This is a genomic window from Planctopirus hydrillae, from assembly GCF_001707835.1.
Lineage (GTDB): Bacteria > Planctomycetota > Planctomycetia > Planctomycetales > Planctomycetaceae > Planctopirus > Planctopirus hydrillae.
Map to the genome: position 1 here is coordinate 169,228 of NZ_LYDR01000116.1, position 21,015 is coordinate 190,242.

Below are 21,015 nucleotides of genomic sequence, written 5' to 3' on the forward strand. Positions count from 1 at the left end.
CTTTTCAGCAGATTGACAGGTGCTGGAAACCTCACCAGAAAAGCGATCAAAGGAGATTTTCACGCGAGGTACCGCAGGCGGCAATGAGGATGAAACTCGCCTGAAACGGTCTGATCGTTCGCCAGCACAGGTAACTGGCGATATATTCAATGTGTCAGCCGGTTTCCGGAAGGTTGACGGTGCGTCGATCGTCCGTCAGCCTGAGAGAAGCTCTGGCTGCGCGCCAGAGATTGGCCATCCACCTGTCTGTCGATGTCACTGCGGTTACCATTACTTTCATCGTGAATTTTTCATCAGGAGACAATCAAGCATGCGACAAGTCAGGGCGTGCGGAGTCATCCTGTTTCGTAAAACTCCACATCTGACCTATCTTCTGCTGAAGCATCGGCATCGTTTTGACCTTCCCAAGGGGCATCTGGAAGAGGGTGAGAACGATCTCGAATGTGCCCTGCGCGAGATGGAAGAGGAAACCGGGATTCCCCGGACAGATGTCGTGCTTGACCCCACTTTCAGTTACTCCGAAACCTACCATCCCGTCGAAGCGCGTTTTGGTCCCGAGCCTGTTGAAAAAACCCTGATGATTTATCTGGGCTGGCTGAATCGCGACCGGCCACTGAAGCTCACGGAGCATGTCGGTTACGAGTGGCGACTCTGGACGCCGCCTCATCATATTCAGCGGTACACAATCAATCCGCTCCTGGCAAAAATTGAAGAACATTTTGCCTCCAATCCGGAAGTGCTGCGAGTCGATCCTCCAGCGGCCTCGTGAATTGTCACCTGAGGCCAGATGTCCCTGATGATCGACGTTGATCGATCGAACTCTGGAAAAGTGATCATGTCATCTCCTCCGAAGATTGATCCGCTGTCGATGCTCCAGCCGGGCCGAACCATTCGTGGAGCGTCGGCCATCCTGCTCCCCATGAGCGACCAGACCACCATCGACTGGGAAGCGTGGGAAGCTCATTTGATCCGTACAGTTGAGGCGGGTCTCACTCCTGCAGTGAATATGGATACGGGGTATATCAACCTGCTGGGAGTTCCACTCGAAGACGAGATCCTGCAGCGAACGCAATCGATTCTGGGCGGGAAGCTATTCATTGCGGGTGCGTTTGTGCGTGATGAGCCGGGTGCAGCATTTCATGGTGCTCATTATGCATCGCGCATGGAAGCAATTGCCCGAGCTGGTGGGTTGCCGATTGTCTTTCAATCGTTCGGGCTCACCACAGGAAGCAGCGATGAAATCCTGAGTCGCTATGAGCAACTGGCCCGTGGCTGCGATCGCTTTCTCGGGTTTGAACTGACGACCGACTTAGCCCGTTTTGGCAAAGTTTACGATCTGGAAACATTCCGTGGCCTGCTGAAGATCCGCCAATGCGTCGGTGCCAAGCATTCATCGTTTCACAGGCTGCCTGAGTTCGAACGACTCGTGATTCGTAATCGCGAGCGACCCGATTTCATCCTCTACACCGGGAACGACCTCGCCATCGATATGGTGATGTATGGCAGTGATTATCTCCTGGGCCTGAGCACATTTGCCCCCGATCTGTTTGCTTTGCGCGATCGTTACTGGGCCGGGAATGACGCCCGGTTCTTTGAACTCAACGATCAGCTTCAATATTTGGGAGCGTTTGCCTTTCGTCACCCCGGGGCCGCTTACAAGCATACGGCTGCGCAATTCCTGAAACTGCGTGGCTGGGCCCGAACAGATTTCACTTATCCCGGCAGCCCGACACGACCCGCAACCGATCTGCCTGTGCTCGAGGAAATTGCGAAATCGATGGGGCTTGAAATCCCCTCGACCGCTCATTCAGCACATGCTGGCGGAATCGCATGAATCTCTCTCCTTGCCCGATCCCAATGGGCCCGATAAATGACCGGAGAATCGACGCTTTTTGCTTCCAATCGGTCTTGAATCGATACAATGAATGTCATGTTCAAGCGAGCCTCCCTGCTGAAAACCAGTGAGTTGGCTGCACGAACCCTGGAATTGTGAGCTACGCGATGACTGAAGAACTCCCACTCGAAACGAACTGTTCCCTCGTGAAGCAGTGGCTTGACGAAGGAAAGCCATTTTTACTGATCGATTGCCGCGAACCGGATGAACACCTGATTGTGCATCTCGAAGCCGCATTGCTTCTGCCGATGAGCCAGATGCAGGATCGCCTGAGTGAGTTGGCCGGGCAGAAGGAAAACGACATCGTCGTGCATTGCCACCATGGTGGCCGAAGCCTGCGAGTGGCGCAGTGGCTCAGACAGCAGGGTTTTCCGAAGGCGGTGAGTATGGCGGGTGGCATCGATCACTGGGCAACCGCCATCGATCCGACACTCCCCCGCTATTAAAAACTTCCGCAAGATGTATTGAAGAGGATACCGCCACTCAACTGAAAACAGCCTGGGTCTCTTGCGAGATCCAGGCTGTCGTGGAGACGGTGATCTGCCAGCCACTACCCCTGTCCGCAGCCAACTTCTTGAACGTTGACCACGAGAGTCGGGCCTAGTGGAAGCGATCCATTTCGCAGTACTCGCCACCGGCAGCAGGAATGTAGCCCTTCATCACGTAATCCATCACCTGACGATCACTGTTGAATCGCCAGCCGAGTGTACGGACTGACCGCTTCATGTGCTTGATCCAGTTGTGTGGCTGGCCATGCTCGTCGCGGTCGTAGAAGAGTGGAATCACTTCTTCCTGAAGAACCTTCATCAGCGCCTTCGCGTCGCGCTCATCCTGAATTTCCTGATTCGAGTGAATACGACCATTCCCAATCGCGAAACCATTGAGACCATCGTAAGCCTCTGCCCACCAGCCATCGAGAATCGAGCAGTTGAGGCCACCATTGAGGACCACCTTCTGACCACTCGTTCCCGAAGCTTCCAGAGGACGCCGTGGGTTGTTGAGCCACACATCCACACCCTGAACAAGGTGCCGGGCCAGGTTCATATCGTAGTTCTCGACGAGAACCACTTTCCCCTTGAATGCCGGGTCTTGCGACATCTTGAAAATCCGCTGCAAGATCCCCTTGCCGAAATCGTCAGCAGGGTGGCTCTTACCAGCGAAAATCAATTGCACAGGACGCTCAGAATCTGCCACGATCCCCGCGAGCTGGGCCACGTCTTTCAGCACCAGATCGGCTCGCTTGTAAGGAGCAAACCGGCGGGCAAAACCAATCGTTAATGCTTCCGGATTCAGCAGCGACTCCAGCTCGACCAGCTCTTTCTTATCGTGATTGAGCCTTTGAGCACGAGTGATCATCCGGCGGCGAACCATCGCAATCAGACGCTGTTTAAGGGCTTCGTGAGCTTCCCAGAATTCTCCGCTCGAAATGCTCTCAAAGTTCTTCCACGTGTCCGCTTCACCGCTGCGATGCTTCCAATCCGGTGGCAGCACGCGGTTGTAAACTTCGGCGAGCTGCGGCGCAAGCCACGTCCCCAGGTGCACACCGTTCGTAATATGACCAATCGGGATTTCGTGCTCGGCTTTGTTCGGCCACAAACCCGTCCACATGCGACGACTCACCATGCCATGCAATGCCGAAACGCCGTTCGCCCGGCGACTGCATTTGAATGCCAGCACGGTCATGGTGAAAGGCTCATTCGGATCAGCCACATTCACGCGGCCCAAACCAATCAGACCCACTGTGCCAATGCCCAGTTGATCCGCCGTCGGCCCCAGGTGCTCGTCAATCATGTCGTAACCGAAACGGTCATGACCTGCGGGGACAGGTGTATGTGTGGTGAAGACACACATTTCCGTTGTCTCACGCATGGCATCTGTAAAGGACATGCCATCATCATTCATCCGCTGGCGAATGAGTTCGAGTGTGGCAAAAGCCGAGTGGCCTTCGTTCATATGGACAACATTGGGAACAATCCCCATCTGTGCCAAAGCACGCACGCCACCAATCCCGAGGATGACTTCCTGACGGATGCGAATCCGCACGTCACCGCCGTAAAGACGGGCTGTCAGGCGGCGATCTTCCGGTGTGTTCTGCTCGATATTCGTATCCAGCAGGAACAGACGCACGCGACCCACATTGACCTGCCAGGCCTGCGCGTAGATTGAACCCGTGCGGGTATCGACTTTGACGATGACATCCTTGCCATCCAGACCTTTGGCTTTCTGGATGGGGAGCCGGTGATTACTGACCGGATCATAAATTTCACGCTGCCAGCCATCTTCATCGATCTGCTGCGAGAAATAACCCTCATTATAGAGCAGACCCACCGCCACCAGAGGAACACCCAGGTCAGATGCACTCTTGAGATGATCCCCGGCCAGCACACCCAGACCACCCGAGTAGTTCGGCAACGATTCGTGAATCCCGAACTCAGCCGAGAAATAAGCCACCGGCTTCTGACCCAGAATACCGGCATTGAGTGCCCCCCACGTGTTCTTATCGTGCAGGTATTCTTCGCACCGGCGGTAAGCGTAGTTGACGCGTGAATGCAGTACAGACTCGCGAGCCCGCTGTTCGAGCTGATCTTCCGTCAGACTTTCCAGCAGCAAGACCGGGTTGTGATCAAGTTCGCGCCACTTGGCAGCGTCGAGATCACGAAAGATCGAGGTCACATCTGGTTGCCAGCACCACCAGTAATTGCGTGCCAATGCGTAGAGCTTATCCCGAAATGACTTGGCCATGTACAGCTCGTCCTCTTTTGCAGGGGTGTCTTGTTTCCAAATGTCTCTTGCTGAGCCAACTGCTGTTCACAGGATCTCCGGGAGACTGCCAGATCGAATGCTCACCGTCGAATTTCCACAGTCGAATGCCCACAGTCGATTCTGTGACGGCAGTCTAACGGCAGGAGAACAGGATTTCTCCCGGAAGATTGGGAAATCGACGTGAAAAGTCGTCAGTCGCAAACGGAATGCCTATTCGTCCAGCAGTCATCGCTCCATCAGGTCACCATCCGCCCTGATAGCCAAGAATTCAGCCAAATCAATCCCCATAAAAACCGGGCTCAAAGAAAAGTGGTCGAGAGATTCGCACAAAACATAGGCACAGGTGCGGAGATGAGTTGCAGCTTCGAAACCCGAGGATTTCCCGTAAGGAAACTCAATTGGGGAGACCGAAAAACACAAGTTTTCGAAAAAGTTCCGCGCAAATTCAGGGTTTAAAGATTTTTTTACAAAAAAAATCGGGATGTGGCTGCCAACAAATTGACGCATAGATCACTATCGATACGATAAAGAGGTGCTTTATTGGTGATTCCACCATCTTCCATTCGGAAATGTCTTCTCTCCCTACTTTTCTTCGGAGTCTCACATGTCCCATTTCCCCCGTCTTAACCGCAGAGGGTTCACACTGATTGAACTCCTCGTCGTGATCGCGATTATTGCGATCCTGATTGCTCTGCTGCTGCCCGCCGTTCAGCAGGCTCGTGAAGCGGCTCGCCGCACGCAGTGCCGCAACAACCTCAAACAGTTGGGTCTTGCCCTCCACAACTACCACGACACTTTTGGTGTGTTCGCCCCCAGACAAACCGGTTCCGGAACTCCCGTGAACACAACTCCTGGTGCAGAGTTAAGAACTCGCATCAGCGGGATTGTGAGCCTGCTGCCTTACCTCGATCAGACACCTCTGTTCAATCAGATTCAAACGGGTGGCCAGGTTCCCTGGGCTGGTGGTACTTACTGGGTGCGTGATCTGCCTGCTTTGATGTGTCCTTCCGATACACTCTCGGCCCCACCCGCGGGCGGGTTGATTGGTCGCTACAACTACATGTTCTCCAGTGGTGACAGCATCACTTCCTCTGGTGGTAATGGAAGTTCCACAACTCCAATTGTGGTTCAATCCCGCGGCATGTTCGGCTCCCTCGTCTGCTATGGCGTTCGCGATGCCCTTGATGGGACCAGTAACACCATTGCTATGGCCGAAGGCGTCCGCCCCACAGGCACCAACACTCGCGGCATGCTTTCAGCCACTGCTGGTATTGCCAACCCCGCAGCCTGTACGGCTCTCTTCGACCGCAGCACAGGCACTTTTCCTGGTGGTGGTTGGACAGGCGATACTTCGTGGGGCTATCGCTGGGGTGATGGTGCCGGCTTCTTCAATGGCTTTACAACAGCCATTGCTCCCAACGGCCCAGCCTGCTCACAAAACGGATCGGCTGGACACTGGAACGGCACTGTGAACACCGCTGGCAGTCGGCACACAGGGGGCGTCCATGCCCTCATGACTGATGGTGCCGTCCGGTTCATCAGCGAAAACATCAACACTGGCGATCAGTCCGCTGCCTGGATGGGTGCGACCGCTGGCGGCCCATCACCTTACGGCGTCTGGGGCGCCTTGGGCTCTCGCGCCGGTGGCGAAACCACAGCCGACTTCTAATCTTGCTCTTTAACTGATGGAAGTATCTTCCGCGCCATGCTTGCAGTCCAGTGCCATGCTTGCGGCCCCGTGCCATGCTTGCAGCTCTGGGCAAGTATGAATGAGCAACTTTTTCCAACGATGCGTATCAACCCGCGATGACCTTCAGGCGAAATGACATCAGCGATTGATACGTACTAGCTTCTCGACCCATCTCACCTCGAACGTTAAGGCATGTCCCCTTGTCTCATCGAGGGGTATGTGCCTTAACGTCTTTTTGACTTTTCTTTACGAACAACACCGATGGCTATCGATCGATCCATTGGCAGCTCAAGGATCACCTGATGCGAAACCTTGCTTTACTCGTCTGTCCTCTCGCTATCGTTCTCACCCTGGGTTGCGGCGGTGGTAGTGATAAGTTCAAAGCCCAAAGACCAAAAACAGTTCCCGCCCAGGGTGTCGTCACCTATAACGGCGAGCCACTGGCCGGCGCGATTGTGATCTTTGTACCACCCACTGGCGGTACAGCCGCTTCAAGTGCCACCAACGCCTCGGGTCAATTTGATGCGAAGGCTTTCCCACCTGATCCTGGTGCAGTTCCAGGGACATACAAGGTGACTGTCACCAAGAATGCCCCCATGCCGGAAGCCCCTTCCACACCCGCCAGCCACGACTCACCAGCGATCCCCGAGGCCAAGCCGGTCTCACTTGTGCCAGCAAAATACACCGACGCCAAGAAAACCCCATTAACCGTCACCCTCGACGAAAAAGGGAACACAGACATCAAGCTCGAATTAAAAGCCGACTGATCGCCAGCTTTGTAGGGCCGGCTCCCGCCTGCCGATAAAACTGTTACCAAACGTAGCAAAACTCCTCAACACCACGTGTGGAACGCCTCGAAGGCCTTTCGTCAGGGCGTGGCCTTCGAGTATGGCATCCAAACGCTAAAACTTCCTATATGCCGGAAGCATCTGCAGGCGGGAGCCTGCCTGCACGACTTACACACAATACGAGCCGGAAGTGCTACGAGCCGGAATCGTCAGCGACGGACATGGCTTATTAATCTCTCCACTGCCACAAGCTCTTCTTCAACGCCCCTCCGAACCAGAACATTTCTGCTAAATCCCTCTCGCTTCCGATTGTGAGATCACCAATGCGAGTCCCCGTCGCTGATGCTTCCGGCTCGTAGTTATGTAGGGCAGGCTCCCGCCTGCCGATTCGAAGCTCATCGAGAATCGCTTGACTCCCACCATACGAATCGTGCCTTGCTTATTGCGCCATCCAGCAGCGGCAAGGTGCCGTCCTCTTCAAGCAGTTCAATCGCAGCATGACGACATATCACGCGGAGCGCGTGGCACATGATCAATGGCATGCGCCTCACCTGCTGTTCATCAGCAGATCAGCGGCGCGCTGGACGCCGTTCTCTTGCTCGATGAACTCCGCGCAGGCTTGTGTTCGATGCTGGTAATCGGGATTGTTCAGCAGCAATTGCATGGCCTGCGCCAACTGATGGCTGGTGACAGTGGTTCGCGAACCCAGGGAGATGCCAAGCTGTTTTTCCTGGAGACGTGCGGCCCAGAAGTACTGATCTGCGCCGAACGGGATGACGATCGATGGCAGTCCGGCGCGCAGAGCTGCCCCTGTCGTACCAGCGCCACCATGATGGACCGCGAGCGAGCACCGGGGGAACAGCCAGTCATGTGGGCGGGAGTCGAGTGCATAAGCCCATTCCGGTAGTGAAGTCACTGGCAGGCCCCCCCAGCCTGAAAGCAGGACAACACGCTGCCCAGCCCATTGCACCGCCTCCAGCACCAGCCTGGTCATCACTCCGGCATCACGACTCGACATACTTCCAAAGCCAATCGCCACGGGTGGTGGCCCGGCTTCAAGAAAACGCACCAGTTCCACCGGTGGCTGCCAATCCGCCCGGCGATCAAGAAACCAGTAACCCGTGACATGGGCGCCTTGTGGCCAATCGGTCGGTTGTGGAACAAGTGCTGCCGAATATCCGTAAAGCAAGAGTTCTCCCGGGGATTTCTGTCTTCCCACATTTCCCCAGAAACGGATGGGCGCCAGATCGAGAATGGTTTTTCGGGCAGTATTCAGAGCAGGTCGCATCGCCTGCCAGAAGATCTGTCGCGATGCGGCATGAGTCCATCGATTCAGTAACCTCATCGATCGCGGCAACCAGGTCGGAGCCAGCAATCCCGGGTACTCTCCCGTCATTGTCAATGGCTGCAAATGAGCCTGAATGAAGGGAATCTTCAGCTTCTCGGCGATTGATTCGCCCACCAGCATGCCACCAAAACCGCCAATCAATCGGTCCGACTGCTCAGCGGCTGCCAGGCCTGTTCGCATCGAATCGCACATCGCACTCGTCGCATGTTGAATCATTAATCGATGAGTTGCCCAGAACCCCTTCTCCATTTGCTGCGCGACTTCCGGATTTCGCAGCACCGCTTCGACATCCCCCGGGAGCCCGCAAAAGGAAATGCCATGGGGTTGCAGCACTTCTTCCGCCAGACGCGTATACCCCTCGGGTGCGATGACTTTCACATGATCGCCTCGACTCTTCAGCTCAATCGCCAGAGCCAGATAGGGCTGAATTCCGCCGCGAGTATCATTGCAGATCAAAGCAGTTCGCATCGGTGATGACTTGCCCGCAGACATGGAAATTGCCGGGTCGCTACGTTTCCCGAGAGTCAACGATCGTCATGTGGTCGTGAGACGATTTGAGGTTCAAAACGTCACCAGAATTGACCATCACGAGCTCAATCAAACCATTTGTGCACCTTGATTGACGAGGGGTTACAACCATCCACCACAATTTCCTTATGTCGATCGGCCGACATAACGGGCCTCCGAGGGGTTCCTTATTCCAAAAAAATGGCAGTATTTTGGAACAAGGAGGTCATCAAGCACCTCTTATTCCAGTCTGCCGACATCAGGGAGAACTCCAGGTGTCATTCCGAGCCGGTCGTTTTGTTCAGCAGCCGACGTCTTGAACGCAATATCTGTCAATCTTTCTGAGCGTCGCCATCGTACCAGAGGATTCAAGGAAGACGTGGCGTTGTTTTTTCAAACGTTAAACCATCGACATACGCGTTGGTCTTAAAGAACGAAGCGTCGAGTATCGGTTGGCCTGAGACGGTCAGGTTTTCAAATCGCAAATTTCGAATCCGGGCGTTCGCTGCGCCCCACAACAACTGCGGTTCACCCAGAACGCTGGGGGCGGCAATCGAGATGTTCTGAAACAATACTCCCGCAAGATCACCCTCCGAACGGTCTTCTCCGTGCCGCGAATAGGGCTCGGGCATCGTCATACACACGAAGAATTGCTGTAACGTCGGCCGGGGATCTTCAATATTGATATTGCGAAAGATCACACCGCGACCAGCCGCTCCGCCACCTTCACCGCGCATGTTAAAGACACGCCCACCACTCCAATGATGCCATTTCGCCCGACTGTAAATGACATCGCAATCCTCCACGATCAATTGCCGGTCTGTTAACTCCGGCAGACTGCTGAGCACAAAGGAGGATCCGTTGGCATCATTCCATAGTACAGTCCGGCGTATCCCCAAGCCGCTCACATAGAGCGAGTCATCCTGTGTCCTGATAAAACAATCTTCTATCAGCGTGTTACCAAACGGATTAATACCATCTCCATTCGCCCGCCAGGTGAATATCTTCGTCCAGCGAACTGCGTTCGGGTGGTCTTTTTTATAAGGATGAATCAGCATCAAGGAGTGTGTCGCTGAGTCCGCGATCGTAATCCCTTCGACCTGAGTATCTGTCGTTCCTACGATCTCAATCGGTCGATACTGTTTTTGTTGAGCCTGAGATAGCTCTGGAGAGACATATTCAGGATGCTTCAATTTCGCTCCCGATAACGTCCCCATCCCGAAGATTCGTATATGGTGCCCAGCCCCCCACGTCTGATTGGAAAATGTACCATACACGATCGCATTGCCCGGTAGATAGTATTGGCAATGTGCACGAAGTGGATAGCCTGGGCCAATCTCATGGACACCGGGCAGAAAGTAGAGTGTCTTCCAATCTCCGTCCGTCGGAGGCTGCTGCCCCGGCTGGACACAATAAACACCCGCCTCATCCGCCCGCGGTTTATTGAGCAAGGGCGGATTCGCAAAGATCGAGATCGTATGAATGGGTGGGCCCTTGTAGCCTTTACCGGTGTCCTGTTCATCCATCTGGCCATCGATGTCCACCGCCACGAGACAAGGTTTTTCCAAAGTGACGATGGCCTTTCCATTGGCAATCACGCATGCAGACGCCTTGCGCTGCGGATGAACAGCGGCTGTCCGTAGGGGCTGGCCATCCACGCGCGAGATTTCCACTTCGACAGCAACACTCGTTTCAAAATTAACATAGCTATGCGACCAGCCAGCCAGCGTATCGAAGTAGGCATCGGTCTTACGCTCAATCGGCTTACAGGCCGTCTCCCAGACAAACGCCTCCTGCCACGGACGATCTGAACCGGCAGGTCGCACTCGCACCACATAATGCGACGAAGGTGCCAGCCCCGGCACAGCCGATTCTACAATCAGCGATTCTTCACCCAACACGATCATGCACTGCAGCAGCATGATCGAAAACGTCGCAAATCGCAGGGTTTGAGAGATCATCGTGGTGGCTTCCCGACGGAGAATCTTTGAAGTGTTCATCATGGAGAAAGTGCCGCAAGTGTGAGCCACACGCAAGGTTGTTTCGAGGAATTCGAAGTTCTGAAATTCGCTCGCCTGCTTGCGCTACTCTTGCTATTCGCAAAAAAGTGCCCTGCTTGCGGCTCGGAGCAAGCATGCCTTCAGCAGGTCGCCCGGACAACTTGTGCCCATCTGCTGATAAGCTTGTTGTCGTACTTTTGCACCATAACAAGCAGCCGCGCCCTTATCTTTTTTGGGGGAAAGGCCAGAGTGAGGGTCTTTTCGATCGACGTGCATTCAGGACGAAGACTTCGACCGGAGCGATTCTCATCAAGAAGTGTTTTGCGATAAAGCTGGTTGTGAATCGATCCCCAAATACGTGCGAGCTCACCCTCATCCCGGCCTTCTCCCGTCGGAACGGGAGAAGGAGTAAAAAGCCCTCGCCCGCGTCTGCGTGGGAGAGGGTGGCACGGAGTGCCGGGTGAGGGTCTTTCCGTTCGATGTGAATCAGGCAAAGAGGCTACCGCAGGAGCGCCAATGGACTATCAGAGAGGGGAGATGGAGAGCATCGTGCGATGAAGCCGCTTGTTGATTGTTCGGCAAATACGTTCGAGCTCGCCCTCATCCCGGCCTTCTCCCGTCGGAACGGGAGAAGGAGTAAAAAGCCCTCGCCCGCGTGAGAGAAGGAGAAAAGGATGGCTGGCGTCGGATGTCTTCATCCGCCCATAGCCACAGGTCGCTCACAGCGTCAACAATCAGTGTCCAATGATCTGCGGGCAAACGAAGACGTTTGACCGTAGCCACACATCGAGCATCACGCCGGCAGAGTGGTGTGTGAAAGACAACACTTTATCGCGAGTTATCGAGCAGACTTTGGGCCTGTTCGACCCATTGTGTGGCCGTCGGGTCATCCTGGTAGAGAGTGATGATCCCTTGCCAGATCTGGCGGGCATTGTCGAGTTGACCCGAGGTATGGAACTTTTCGGCTCGCTCGAAGGATGTCTGTATGAATGCATCCCGTTCGGCTCGTGAGACCTGCTGCCTTTCGAGAGCTTCGATCTGATTATTGACAATCGTCTTGAGCACCTGGTACTGGCCATTCCCTTCGAGCAGCACGCGCAAAGATTCAAAGGTCTTTTTGGCGGCAGGGACATCTCCGGCATCGAGTTGAGCGCGGGCCAGGCGTAAAAGCCGCTCGGGCTCAGAAGCCGGAGGATCGACTCGATCCCTTCGCCTCGAGGGGAGAATGGTCGACTCGATCTGGTAGACCTCGATCTTTTGCAGGTAAGGCTCGACCTGATCGCGCCAGCGGACGGGATCGGATTGCAACAGAGGAATGAGATACTGGTCGCGGGCACGGAACCAGGCGGGGCCCGGCGGGCCTTCGAGCAGATCTTTGGCAATCTCGAACTGTTCTTCGGGCTCAATACCGGTGTTGAGGAACAGATAGACGCCACCTCCTGTCACTAAAGCAAACAGTATCACGAGGACGTATGTGTTGTTGAGAATTCGTGAAAAGAGACTCTGGCGATTCTGCAGATCGATTTCAGCGCGAACGAGATCGCGAACGAACGTGGGGCCGAGTTCGATGGGTGGGAAATCGCTGGAGGGACTTCCTGCGGGTTGACGTGAGGTGGTTTCTCCCCCTTCGAGCCGGGAGTGATATGTCCCTTGAGCCGCTTCGATCTGGAAGTCGACACGCCTTTGGATTTCCTGCAGTTTTTTCCCGAGGACGTAGGCATCCGGCGGACGTTTTGAGGGATCTTTTTCAAGTAGCTGACAAACGATTTCATCCACGAGGCTGGGGAGCTCGGGGAGGAAGGATTTGGGCTTATCGAACTGGCCGAAGCGGTGTTTATTGAGAATTTCGGCGGCACTGCTCCCCTGAAAAGGGGGTTTGCCCACGAGCATGACATAGAGGACAGAGCCCAGCGAATAAAGATCGCTGCGGCGGGATGATCTGGCCCCCTGAGCCTGTTCGGGGGACATATACTCGGCTGTGCCAATGACGCCACCGGTGGCTGTGAGTTTGCCACTGGCAAAGACTTGAGCGACGCCGAAATCGGTGAGTTTGACCTTCCCATCGGGGGTGAGGAGGAGGTTCGACGGTTTGAGATCGCGATGGATGACGCCGATATCGTGGGCGGCTTTGAGAGCACCGCAAATGAGAATGCCGAGGGAAACCACTTCGCGCCAGGGGATGCGTTTTTCGCGTTTCAGGCGTTGGGTGAGTGTTTCGCCTTCGACGTACTCCATGGCGTAGTAGTGGGTATCGCGATCAGTTCCGCAGCCGTAAAGGCGAACAATCTGCGGATGATTGAGTGAGCGGAGGACTTCAATCTCGCGATGGAACCTGGCGACGAAACCTTCTTCGCGTGCCAATGAAGCGGGCAATTCTTTAATGGCGGCGAAGGCTCCGGTGGCATCGTCACGTCCGAGATAGACGTTCCCCATGCCTCCTGAGCCGAGTTGTCGCTCGATGATGTAATTGCCAATGCGATCAGGGAGCATGCGACAGATTTGCTTATGAGAGGGTGGAGGAAATTTTATGAGAAGTGACTGAAAACGATCGCTCAAGAATCTATTTTAAGGAATGGATGAGATTTTTGTGGTTTGGAGTCGTTTGCCGCAGGAAATCTCTGATCTGAGGATAATCATCCGCGAGCAGCTCTGTCATGGGTGAAATTGGTGACTGTCTCAAGGATGGAAATTCTTGAAACTGTGAGCAGACCCATCGTGCACTGCCGTTCTCTGTGCGGTAGACTTCTGGTGTGTGCTCGCAGTTGAATTGCGGCTCCCTTTCCGAATCGTTTGTAGAAACAGCTAACAGGAGCTGCGTGAATGACTCACGCCTGGCATGACGTAACACCTGGTGAAGATCTTCCTTCAGAGTTCACCGCAATTATTGAGATCCCCCGGGGTTCCAGCGTCAAGTACGAGCTGGACAAGCAGACCGGTATGCTGCGACTGGATCGCATGCTGCACTCGGCTGTCTACTACCCGGCCAACTATGGTTTTATTCCGCAGACGATGGCTGAGGATGACGACCCGCTGGATGTGCTGGTGCTGTGTCAGGAGCCGGTCGATCCGCTGACGCTGGTGGAAGCACGGGCGATTGGTCTGATGACGATGATCGACTGCGGCAAGCGGGATCATAAGATTCTGGCTGTGGCAACGCATGACCCGGAATTCAACTCGTTTCATGAAGCGAGTGAGTTACCACCTCATCGACTGGCGATGATTCGCCGCTTCTTTCAGGATTATAAAATGCTGGAAGGAAAGCAGGTCGAAGTTGATGATCTGACCAGTGCCGAAACCTGCTTCCCGATTATTCGCGAAGCACTGGAAAGGTACAGTCTGGAACGTCGACGTGGTTTTCGTGAAGCCAAGTAGAACGAAGCCGAATAGAACGAAACCAGGTAGAACAAAACCAGGTAGAACAAAACCAGGTCCAAGGACGATTGATCGGCCCCGGTCGATTTCTGCGTCGTCTGGCTGAGTTTGCACTCTCACTGAGGGGAGGGTCTGTGTCTGCAAGTCGAAATTCGGGGCTGGTGCTGTTGGCTCTGGTCTGGTTTTGTGGTGCCAGTTTCTACGGGGCAAATCTGCAGAGTGAGGAAACTCGCACCATGCGAAGAGTGGAAATTGTGGCTCATCGCGGTGCCTCGCACGATGCTCCGGAAAACACGATGCCGGCTGTACTGCTCGGGTGGGAACAAGGTGCTGATCTGGTCGAGATCGATGTTTACTTGAGCAAAGATCGAGAAGTTGTGCTGTTGCATGACAAGACGACCAAACGGACAACTGGTGTTGATCGACCAGTGGCGGAGCAGACGTGGGCAGAGCTTTCGACGCAGGATGCCGGTGCCTGGAAATCTCCGAAGTATGCCGGGACGAAGATTCCTCGACTGGCTGAAGCGTTGGCGAGCATTCCGCAAGGCAAACGCATGCTGGTGGAGGTGAAGTGCGGGCCGGAGATTGTGCCTTATTTGAAAGAGGAGTTTGCGAAATCGGGGCAGCCACCCGAAGCGATCGTGGTGATCTGTTTTCAGGCCGCTGTGTGTCAGGCTGTCCGCGAGCAGATTCCTGAACATAGGGTGTATTATCTCGCCGACATCAAGAAGCCGAAAAGTGGCGACAAAACGCCACCGACTGCTGAAGAACTTGTGCAGACCGCCAGACGTCTGGGTGTTCATGGTGTCGATCTTTCGGCGACCACCGATATCGACCGGAAGTTTGTCGAGACCATTCGTCAGGCGGGTCTCGAAATGCATGTCTGGACAGTTGATGATCCTGAGTTGGCTCGGGCCATGTGCGAAGCGGGCGTGGACAGCATTACGACCAATCGACCGGCATTTCTGCGTGCAGAACTGGCCAAACCTGCTGCGAAGTGATCACTGGGGTGTCGTAAGATAAAGCTGGTGCATGCCGTAAGAACTCCATGCACCCGACACAACGAAATGCAGCAAAGACCGACATGTCACGTTCCTGATTCCCGAGTGCATCATGAGTATTGCCGAAGATGATGACGACTGGTGGAAGAAGGGAAAAAAGCCCAAGGACTGGTCTTACGAAGATGACACCTATGATCAGGTGGATGACGAAGAACCTGAGTACATGGAGTGCCCGCATTGCCACGCGGATGTTTATGAGGATGCGGTTCGTTGCCCGTTCTGTGGTGAATACATCAGCCGATCCGGTAGTGCAATTTCGAAAAGCTGGTGGGTCTATGCCATTGTCGGGCTGTTGCTGTTCACAATGTTGCTCTTGAGCTTAAGGTGGTAACGGCTGATGGCCTGAGTGTGTGCTGAGAACATGTGGAATTATCCAGCCTGAGCGGAGCATCCATGAAATCCTTGCTGTTCTATCTGTTTAGCCTTTTGGTGTGCACGAACGCTTTGTTTTCGACAGCCATTCAGGCCGAGACGTTGCCGCCTCTTGTGAATGGTCGAGTGCCCGCCAATCTGGATGAACTTTGGGCAGACTTCGATCCTCGCCAAGAGCCCTTGGAAGTCGAGGTCCTCAAGGAATGGGAGCAGGATGGCGCTGTGTGTCGTCTGGTGCGATTTCAGGTTGGTGTTTTCAAAGGTGCACCGGCGAAAGTGGCGGCGTTTTATGCATTTCCTCAAGGAGGGCAGAAGTTACCAGCACTGCTCTCGATCCATGGCGGGGGACAATCGGCCGGCTTTGACAGCGTGCTGAGAGATACAGTGCGCGGTTACGCGAGCATGTCGATTAACTGGGGAGGCAACCCCTTGAACTTTGGTCGAGCCGTCGTGAAGTACGAGGGGCCTCAAACCGATTGGGGTCGACTTGATGCCACACACCCGCCTCAGCGGAACAAAGCAAATCACTTTGTGAGTGAGTTGACGCCTGACGAATACACGCTGGATGCAGTCGTTTCGCCACGGAATAGTAACTGGTTCCTGGTGTTGATGGCTGCCAGGCGTGCGATCACATTCCTTGAATCACAACCAGAAATCGATGGTTCGCTGATTGGCGTTTGCGGACATTCCATGGGCGGCAAGCTCACGACGAATCTTGCGGCAATCGACAAGCGGGTGCGGGTGGCTGTCCCCTCTTGTGGTGGTGCGGGCGATCTCACTGAGTTGCAGGCCGACCTGCCGGGAGGTCTGAAAACAAAAATCTCTGCAATGAAACTCGCATGCATTTCGGACAACGCGTATATCCCGCGGCTCACATGCCCTGTGCTGTGGCTTTCGCCAACCAACGACTTCCATGCGCATATTGACAACATGGCCTGGAACTGGCGAGAGGTACCCGATGAGCGGTTCCGCCTGAGCATCTCGCCACATTTCAATCATCGTCATACACCAGAACATGAAGTGACACAGTTCCTGTGGTTTGAGGAGCACTTGAAAGGTGCCTTCAAAATGCCGGAGACACCCCGAATCGAACTGCAGTTGAAGACCGAGGATGGCGTACCGCTGGTTACAGTTGTGCCCGATGGATCGCAAGGGGTGCAGAATGTCGCCATCTACTATGCTCTCGATCCGCACGAACTGACACGGTTCTGGCGAGATGCCAGGGCCGAGAAAAATGGCGGGCAATGGCAGGCCAGATGTCCGGTGATGAGTCTCGACCAGCCCCTCTTCGTCTATGCGGATGTGACGTATGAGATGCCGGATCGTTATCGCACAGTCTCGAGGAGTTACCACCTGCCTGATACCTACAAGCTCAGTTCGCGGGTCCTTTCTGCGGGGCCTGTTGAGCTGAAAGCGGCTGGTGTGATGGTGACGGACTCTCCGCAGCGGCTGATTGATGATGGAGCACGCGGGTGGCACGACTGGTATTTGATCAACAGGGATCATCCCCACCTCTGGAGCGCCTCGACACGTAAGGTGAAGGATGTTAAGTGGCGTGGGCCGAATGGTGCCAGACTGTTGTTCGACATTCGTTGTCACACAGATAACTCGCTGGTCGTGAGTGTTCACTGCAACGAGTGGGGCGCTTATGAGCCGGGCAAGCCAGCGGTAAGTTACAGCGTGATCAAGCCGTTGAAGGGTTCGACCGATTGGCAGACCGTTGTGGTAAGTCTGGAGGAACTGGCTGTCACTGACCCAAAATTCTCCATGCCAATTCATGACTGGCAGACGGTTTGCGAGTTGAGCATCAGTCCTGCCGGACAGACGACCAGATCCGGGCAATTGGTCAAAGTCGACGCTAAGGCCTGGGAGGGGCCGCGCGAGATCCGCAATTTGCGCTGGGAAGGTGGCGAGTACTCAAAAAGCCAGATGTCAAATTCCCCACTTACGCCTACTGAGCATGAGAAAGCTTTCAACGAAGCGATCCGGAAATCACTGCAACAGGAGGAAGCGGCTCGCAAAGGGAAATGAGGGATGGTTGTCATCCATCGACTCGCCCGGGCGGCTGGCCATTGAAAACCCACCTTGCTGAAAAAGTCTGTTCAGAGCTACAGTTCCTCCCATGAAGTCTGTCTTCAGGGAAGGGATGGCAAGCATGGGTCTGGGCACTTTATGGAATCGGCTGGCAGGTTCGCAGGGTTCTGCCAGATCATGGGGATCTGCGGCGGGATCGACCCGGCTGTTTGGCCGGCGGGGAGTGGCCGAAGAGTACCTGTGTGGCGAAGGGATCGAGATTGGTGCTTTGCACAATCCTCTCAAGGTGCCAGCCGCTGCCCGCGTGACTTATGTGGATCGAATGTCGTATGACGATCTGATTCGCGCCTATCCGACCATGGCTAAAAAAGGGATCGTGCGCCCGGCGATCATCGACAATGGCGAGACATTGGCGACGTTGGCGAATGAATCGCAGGATTTCGTGATTGCCAACCATATGATTGAGCATGCCGAAAACCCGATCTCGGTGATCGAAAACTTCCTGCGTGTCGTCAAGCCAGGGGGCGTGATTTATCTGACGATCCCGGATATGCGGGGTACGTTTGATCGGCATCGGCCAGAGACAACTGTCGAGCATCTGTTGCGAGACTATCGGGAAGGTCCGGCCTGGTCACGACGAGATCACTTTGTCGAGTATGCCCGGCTCGTCGATCAGGTGACGGAACCAGCGGCACTTGAGGCGCATGTCGAACATCTGATTCGAACTGAGTGCAACATTCATTATCACTGCTGGTCACAGGCTGGGATGTGGGCGTGGCTGAGTGCCTTGCAGATGGAACTCAAGTTCCCTTTTGATGTCGAGTTCTATCTGCATCGAAAGTCGACCAAAGGTGAGGGCGAGGGGATCTTTATTCTGAAGAAACATCTCTCAAGAGTGTGCCAGTAATCGATTGCGAGTTAAGCATCGTTCCCGCCGGCTTTGTATCCAAAGGGACATTGAAAAACGGCTGGTTGGCTGGGGCACCGTTGGACTGCTCATCGCGAAAGATGAAAAGCATCCCGCGATAGGATCGCTCGTGGATTGTGCGACCAAAACGTGCGGACTCGCCCTCATTCCGGCCTTCTCCCGTCGGAACGGGAGAAGGGGTCAGGGCGTGAATTACAGATCGAACATCGGTCGTTGAGTGGGTAGCTGGTTGAGCTGCTCGACGAGCTGGCGGATCTTGAGTTCGCTGGAAAGTTTTTCCTGCAGCCAGCGCTGCCGCTCGTTTTCACGAATGGCGTCGGCCTCGGCCTGTGCAATCGCTTTGGTCGCGAGTTCACTTTCTCTCAGACGGATCGACTCGTCGCGTTCGGTGATCCAGCGCATGAGCTGTTGACGCTCCTGCTGGAATTCGAGCCTTTGCTGTTCAAACCGCTCGAAGGCGGCCCGCATTTCCATACGCTGTTCTTCGAGTGAGTTCTGCAGCATCTCATAGTGCTGAGCAATCGATAATCGGGAACGTTCAACGCGTTCTTTCGTGCGCTGCTCGCCCAGGCTTTCCGAGAGCTGCATCCAGGTCTCTTCCAGAGCCAGGCGCAATTCGAGTGTCGAGCGATGAGTCACTTCCAGCTCAGCCCTTAATGCCTCCAGACGCACCCGGCGTGTTTCAAGACTTTCCGCATGGACCGTGAGCAACTCCTGCTGACGGCGAACTTCGGCCTGCTGGAGTGAGCGCTCCTGTTCCCACGCCTGCTTCTCCATCAGGAAGCTCTGGCGGTCTTTATGGACGCTGTTCTCAATCGAACCCCGCTGTTGTGCCAGCAGTTCGCGTTCTCGAGCCAGCGAACCAGCTTTTTCGTCGAGCGCTTCCCGATAAGCCGCAAGTTGCCGCGAACGCCGTTCGAGCTGCATCGTGTCATCTTCGAGCCGCTGACGTTCACGCTGGCGCGTCTCGCGGAACTGATTTTGTGCAGCTTCCAGCTCCTGTTTGACTTTTTCGAGATGATCCTGCTGAAACTTCAATCGATTGTCGAGCAGTGCCCGCTCGCGATGATAGTTCTGTTCATCCAGCGCGAGCTTTTGCTCCCACGCGAGCTGTTCTTCGCGCAGTCGAGCCGTTTGCTCTTCCCGCAACGCGGCGAATTCCTGCAACTGAGCCTGACGGGCTGCACTCAGTTCGTTATCAATCTCGCCTAACGCGCGATCATAGATCTCTTTCTGCCGGTCGAGCCGCTCGCGTTCGGCATCCCGTTCGGAACACCATTCGGCCTGCTGCCGCTCGAATTTGATGCGTTGCTCTTCCCATTCATCGGCGAGCTTTTTCCAGAGATCTTCCCGCTCCTTGCGGAAGTCCTTTTCGAGCTTTTCAGCGCGCTCCGCCAGTTGCAGCTCGTGAATCTCGATCAACTGATTGAGTTGCTGCTGACCACGCGCGAGTTTTTCTTCCCCTTGAGCCAGTTCTTGACGCCGGGTTTCTAACTCGGCCTGCATCTGCTGCCGCAATTGCGAGCGTTGACGTTCGACCTCTCCGGCAGCAGCTTCCAGTTCCCGGCGTCGCTTCTCGAGCTGGCCGATCTGTGCTTCAAAACTTCCCCAGCGAATGGCCACTTCTCGTTCCCGCTCGCGCAGTTCGAGTTCGCGTTCATGAAGGCTCGCCTGCTGACTGGCCATGAGTAATCGGAAGTGCCGCTGATCTTCTTCGAATTGCTGGATCTGCGAGGCCACCAGTTCTTCGCGGCGGGCGATATCAGCAATCTGCTGCTGTAACGTTTCGACAAGCTGCCCGGCCTGCCACAAAAGCTGTGAATCCGGTCTCTGTGGAAATTCTGGAGTGGGAGATTCCGGAAATGGGGTGGCATCGGGAGGGTTTGTTTCGCGGTGTTGACGCGTGGCCAGACTATCCGTTGAAGATGCACTGGCATGGCGTGCGCCGCGCATCGAAAAGTGCGGGCCGTCAAAACGTGGGGTCAATTGACCATCCACAGCGCGTGTCCCCACTCGCTGCGAGCCCGCAGGGAAGGCACCTTCCTGGGAAGACGTTGAATCAGAAACAGACATGAGGGAATCCTTTCCCTGAAAAGATCGGTCGGCCTGCCCAGGCTTTTTCATTGGGCCTGGCCGAAAAGAAATTCGTCAAAATGGGGCGTTGTAGACCGTAGTATGGCCCAGATGAGTATGAATCGACAATGAGAGTTTCTTTCAGAGGGGCGTAGATTCCGCCTCGCGTGCAGAATCAGGCCCTT

At 54.9% G+C, this 21,015-nt stretch carries 16 protein-coding genes; 10 read left to right on the plus strand and 6 right to left on the minus strand.

What is annotated here, in order from left to right; all coding sequences use genetic code 11:
• The first annotated feature begins 310 nt into the window (after window positions 1–310).
• From A6X21_RS14480 to A6X21_RS14490, 3 genes are all read left to right on the plus strand, one after another.
• Window positions 311–769 carry a bis(5'-nucleosyl)-tetraphosphatase gene (locus tag A6X21_RS14480; RefSeq protein WP_068849138.1) on the plus strand — a complete coding sequence of 153 codons (459 nt, stop codon included), beginning with the start codon at window positions 311–313 and terminating at the stop codon, window positions 767–769.
• A 66-nt stretch (window positions 770–835) separates the two neighbouring features.
• Window positions 836–1,834, plus strand: a complete 999-nt coding sequence (locus A6X21_RS14485; RefSeq protein ID WP_240490270.1) for a dihydrodipicolinate synthase family protein — start codon at window positions 836–838, stop codon at window positions 1,832–1,834.
• A 167-nt stretch (window positions 1,835–2,001) separates the two neighbouring features.
• Window positions 2,002–2,340 (plus strand): rhodanese-like domain-containing protein, encoded by a 339-nt coding sequence (locus A6X21_RS14490; RefSeq protein ID WP_068849035.1) that lies wholly within the window; start codon window positions 2,002–2,004, stop codon window positions 2,338–2,340.
• Between the two features lie 154 nt (window positions 2,341–2,494).
• On the opposite strand, the gene glgP is transcribed toward A6X21_RS14490, so the two are convergent.
• Window positions 2,495–4,636, minus strand: coding sequence for an alpha-glucan family phosphorylase (glgP, locus tag A6X21_RS14495; RefSeq protein ID WP_068849038.1), 2,142 nt, complete (start codon window positions 4,634–4,636; stop codon window positions 2,495–2,497).
• A 246-nt stretch (window positions 4,637–4,882) separates the two neighbouring features.
• On the minus strand, window positions 4,883–5,164 hold the full coding sequence (locus A6X21_RS14500) for a hypothetical protein (RefSeq protein WP_068849041.1): 282 nt from the start codon (window positions 5,162–5,164) through the stop codon (window positions 4,883–4,885).
• A 97-nt stretch (window positions 5,165–5,261) separates the two neighbouring features.
• Here A6X21_RS14500 and A6X21_RS14505 point away from each other — a divergent pair, with 97 nt between their 5' ends.
• Both A6X21_RS14505 and A6X21_RS14510 read left to right on the plus strand, forming a co-directional pair.
• A complete protein-coding gene (locus A6X21_RS14505) occupies window positions 5,262–6,326 on the plus strand; it encodes a DUF1559 domain-containing protein (protein ID WP_068849043.1) in 1,065 nt (354 codons plus the stop codon).
• A gap of 323 nt (window positions 6,327–6,649) precedes the next feature.
• Window positions 6,650–7,114 carry a carboxypeptidase-like regulatory domain-containing protein gene (locus A6X21_RS14510; RefSeq protein ID WP_068849045.1) on the plus strand — a complete coding sequence of 155 codons (465 nt, stop codon included), beginning with the start codon at window positions 6,650–6,652 and terminating at the stop codon, window positions 7,112–7,114.
• A 568-nt stretch (window positions 7,115–7,682) separates the two neighbouring features.
• Here the strand turns inward: A6X21_RS14510 and A6X21_RS14515 are convergent.
• From A6X21_RS14515 to A6X21_RS14525, 3 genes are all read right to left on the minus strand, one after another.
• Window positions 7,683–8,951 (minus strand): glycosyltransferase, encoded by a 1,269-nt coding sequence (locus A6X21_RS14515; protein ID WP_068849142.1) that lies wholly within the window; start codon window positions 8,949–8,951, stop codon window positions 7,683–7,685.
• A 407-nt stretch (window positions 8,952–9,358) separates the two neighbouring features.
• Window positions 9,359–10,951: a glycoside hydrolase family protein gene (locus A6X21_RS14520; RefSeq protein ID WP_205847473.1), complete on the minus strand. Its 1,593-nt coding sequence runs from the start codon at window positions 10,949–10,951 to the stop codon at window positions 9,359–9,361.
• An 867-nt stretch (window positions 10,952–11,818) separates the two neighbouring features.
• Window positions 11,819–13,480 (minus strand): serine/threonine protein kinase, encoded by a 1,662-nt coding sequence (locus A6X21_RS14525; RefSeq protein WP_068849047.1) that lies wholly within the window; start codon window positions 13,478–13,480, stop codon window positions 11,819–11,821.
• A gap of 330 nt (window positions 13,481–13,810) precedes the next feature.
• Between A6X21_RS14525 and A6X21_RS14530 the strand changes: the two genes are divergently transcribed.
• The 5 genes from A6X21_RS14530 (at window position 13,811) to A6X21_RS14550 (ending at window position 18,736) form a co-directional block, all read left to right on the plus strand.
• Window positions 13,811–14,362 carry an inorganic diphosphatase gene (locus A6X21_RS14530; protein WP_068849049.1) on the plus strand — a complete coding sequence of 184 codons (552 nt, stop codon included), beginning with the start codon at window positions 13,811–13,813 and terminating at the stop codon, window positions 14,360–14,362.
• 134 nt (window positions 14,363–14,496) lie between these two features.
• The gene (locus A6X21_RS14535; protein WP_205847474.1) at window positions 14,497–15,363 is read left to right on the plus strand and encodes a glycerophosphodiester phosphodiesterase; all 867 of its coding nucleotides are present in this window, start codon (window positions 14,497–14,499) and stop codon (window positions 15,361–15,363) included.
• Between the two features lie 112 nt (window positions 15,364–15,475).
• Window positions 15,476–15,754, plus strand: a complete 279-nt coding sequence (locus A6X21_RS25045) for a zinc ribbon domain-containing protein (RefSeq protein WP_068849051.1) — start codon at window positions 15,476–15,478, stop codon at window positions 15,752–15,754.
• A gap of 62 nt (window positions 15,755–15,816) precedes the next feature.
• On the plus strand, window positions 15,817–17,826 hold the full coding sequence (locus tag A6X21_RS14545; protein ID WP_068849053.1) for an acyl-CoA thioester hydrolase/BAAT C-terminal domain-containing protein: 2,010 nt from the start codon (window positions 15,817–15,819) through the stop codon (window positions 17,824–17,826).
• 124 nt (window positions 17,827–17,950) lie between these two features.
• Window positions 17,951–18,736 carry a class I SAM-dependent methyltransferase gene (locus A6X21_RS14550; RefSeq protein WP_165603810.1) on the plus strand — a complete coding sequence of 262 codons (786 nt, stop codon included), beginning with the start codon at window positions 17,951–17,953 and terminating at the stop codon, window positions 18,734–18,736.
• A gap of 213 nt (window positions 18,737–18,949) precedes the next feature.
• Here A6X21_RS14550 and A6X21_RS14555 read toward each other — a convergent pair whose 3' ends face one another.
• Window positions 18,950–20,830 (minus strand): coiled-coil domain-containing protein, encoded by a 1,881-nt coding sequence (locus A6X21_RS14555; RefSeq protein ID WP_131818346.1) that lies wholly within the window; start codon window positions 20,828–20,830, stop codon window positions 18,950–18,952.
• Window positions 20,831–21,015 lie beyond the last annotated feature (185 nt).

Bases quoted from the DNA above. Each gene is read 5' to 3' on its own strand.
- A6X21_RS14480 (WP_068849138.1), top strand. From the start codon at position 311: ATGCGACAAGTCAGGGCGTGCGGAGTCATCCTGTTTCGTAAAACTCCA.
- A6X21_RS14485 (WP_240490270.1), top strand. From the start codon at position 836: ATGTCATCTCCTCCGAAGATTGATCCGCTGTCGATGCTCCAGCCGGGC.
- A6X21_RS14490 (WP_068849035.1), top strand. From the start codon at position 2,002: ATGACTGAAGAACTCCCACTCGAAACGAACTGTTCCCTCGTGAAGCAG.
- glgP (WP_068849038.1), bottom strand. From the start codon at position 4,636: ATGGCCAAGTCATTTCGGGATAAGCTCTACGCATTGGCACGCAATTAC.
- A6X21_RS14500 (WP_068849041.1), bottom strand. From the start codon at position 5,164: ATGCGTCAATTTGTTGGCAGCCACATCCCGATTTTTTTTGTAAAAAAA.
- A6X21_RS14505 (WP_068849043.1), top strand. From the start codon at position 5,262: ATGTCCCATTTCCCCCGTCTTAACCGCAGAGGGTTCACACTGATTGAA.
- A6X21_RS14510 (WP_068849045.1), top strand. From the start codon at position 6,650: ATGCGAAACCTTGCTTTACTCGTCTGTCCTCTCGCTATCGTTCTCACC.
- A6X21_RS14515 (WP_068849142.1), bottom strand. From the start codon at position 8,951: ATGCGAACTGCTTTGATCTGCAATGATACTCGCGGCGGAATTCAGCCC.
- A6X21_RS14520 (WP_205847473.1), bottom strand. From the start codon at position 10,951: ATGATCTCTCAAACCCTGCGATTTGCGACGTTTTCGATCATGCTGCTG.
- A6X21_RS14525 (WP_068849047.1), bottom strand. From the start codon at position 13,480: ATGCTCCCTGATCGCATTGGCAATTACATCATCGAGCGACAACTCGGC.
- A6X21_RS14530 (WP_068849049.1), top strand. From the start codon at position 13,811: ATGACTCACGCCTGGCATGACGTAACACCTGGTGAAGATCTTCCTTCA.
- A6X21_RS25045 (WP_068849051.1), top strand. From the start codon at position 15,476: ATGAGTATTGCCGAAGATGATGACGACTGGTGGAAGAAGGGAAAAAAG.
- A6X21_RS14545 (WP_068849053.1), top strand. From the start codon at position 15,817: ATGAAATCCTTGCTGTTCTATCTGTTTAGCCTTTTGGTGTGCACGAAC.
- A6X21_RS14550 (WP_165603810.1), top strand. From the start codon at position 17,951: ATGGGTCTGGGCACTTTATGGAATCGGCTGGCAGGTTCGCAGGGTTCT.
- A6X21_RS14555 (WP_131818346.1), bottom strand. From the start codon at position 20,830: ATGTCTGTTTCTGATTCAACGTCTTCCCAGGAAGGTGCCTTCCCTGCG.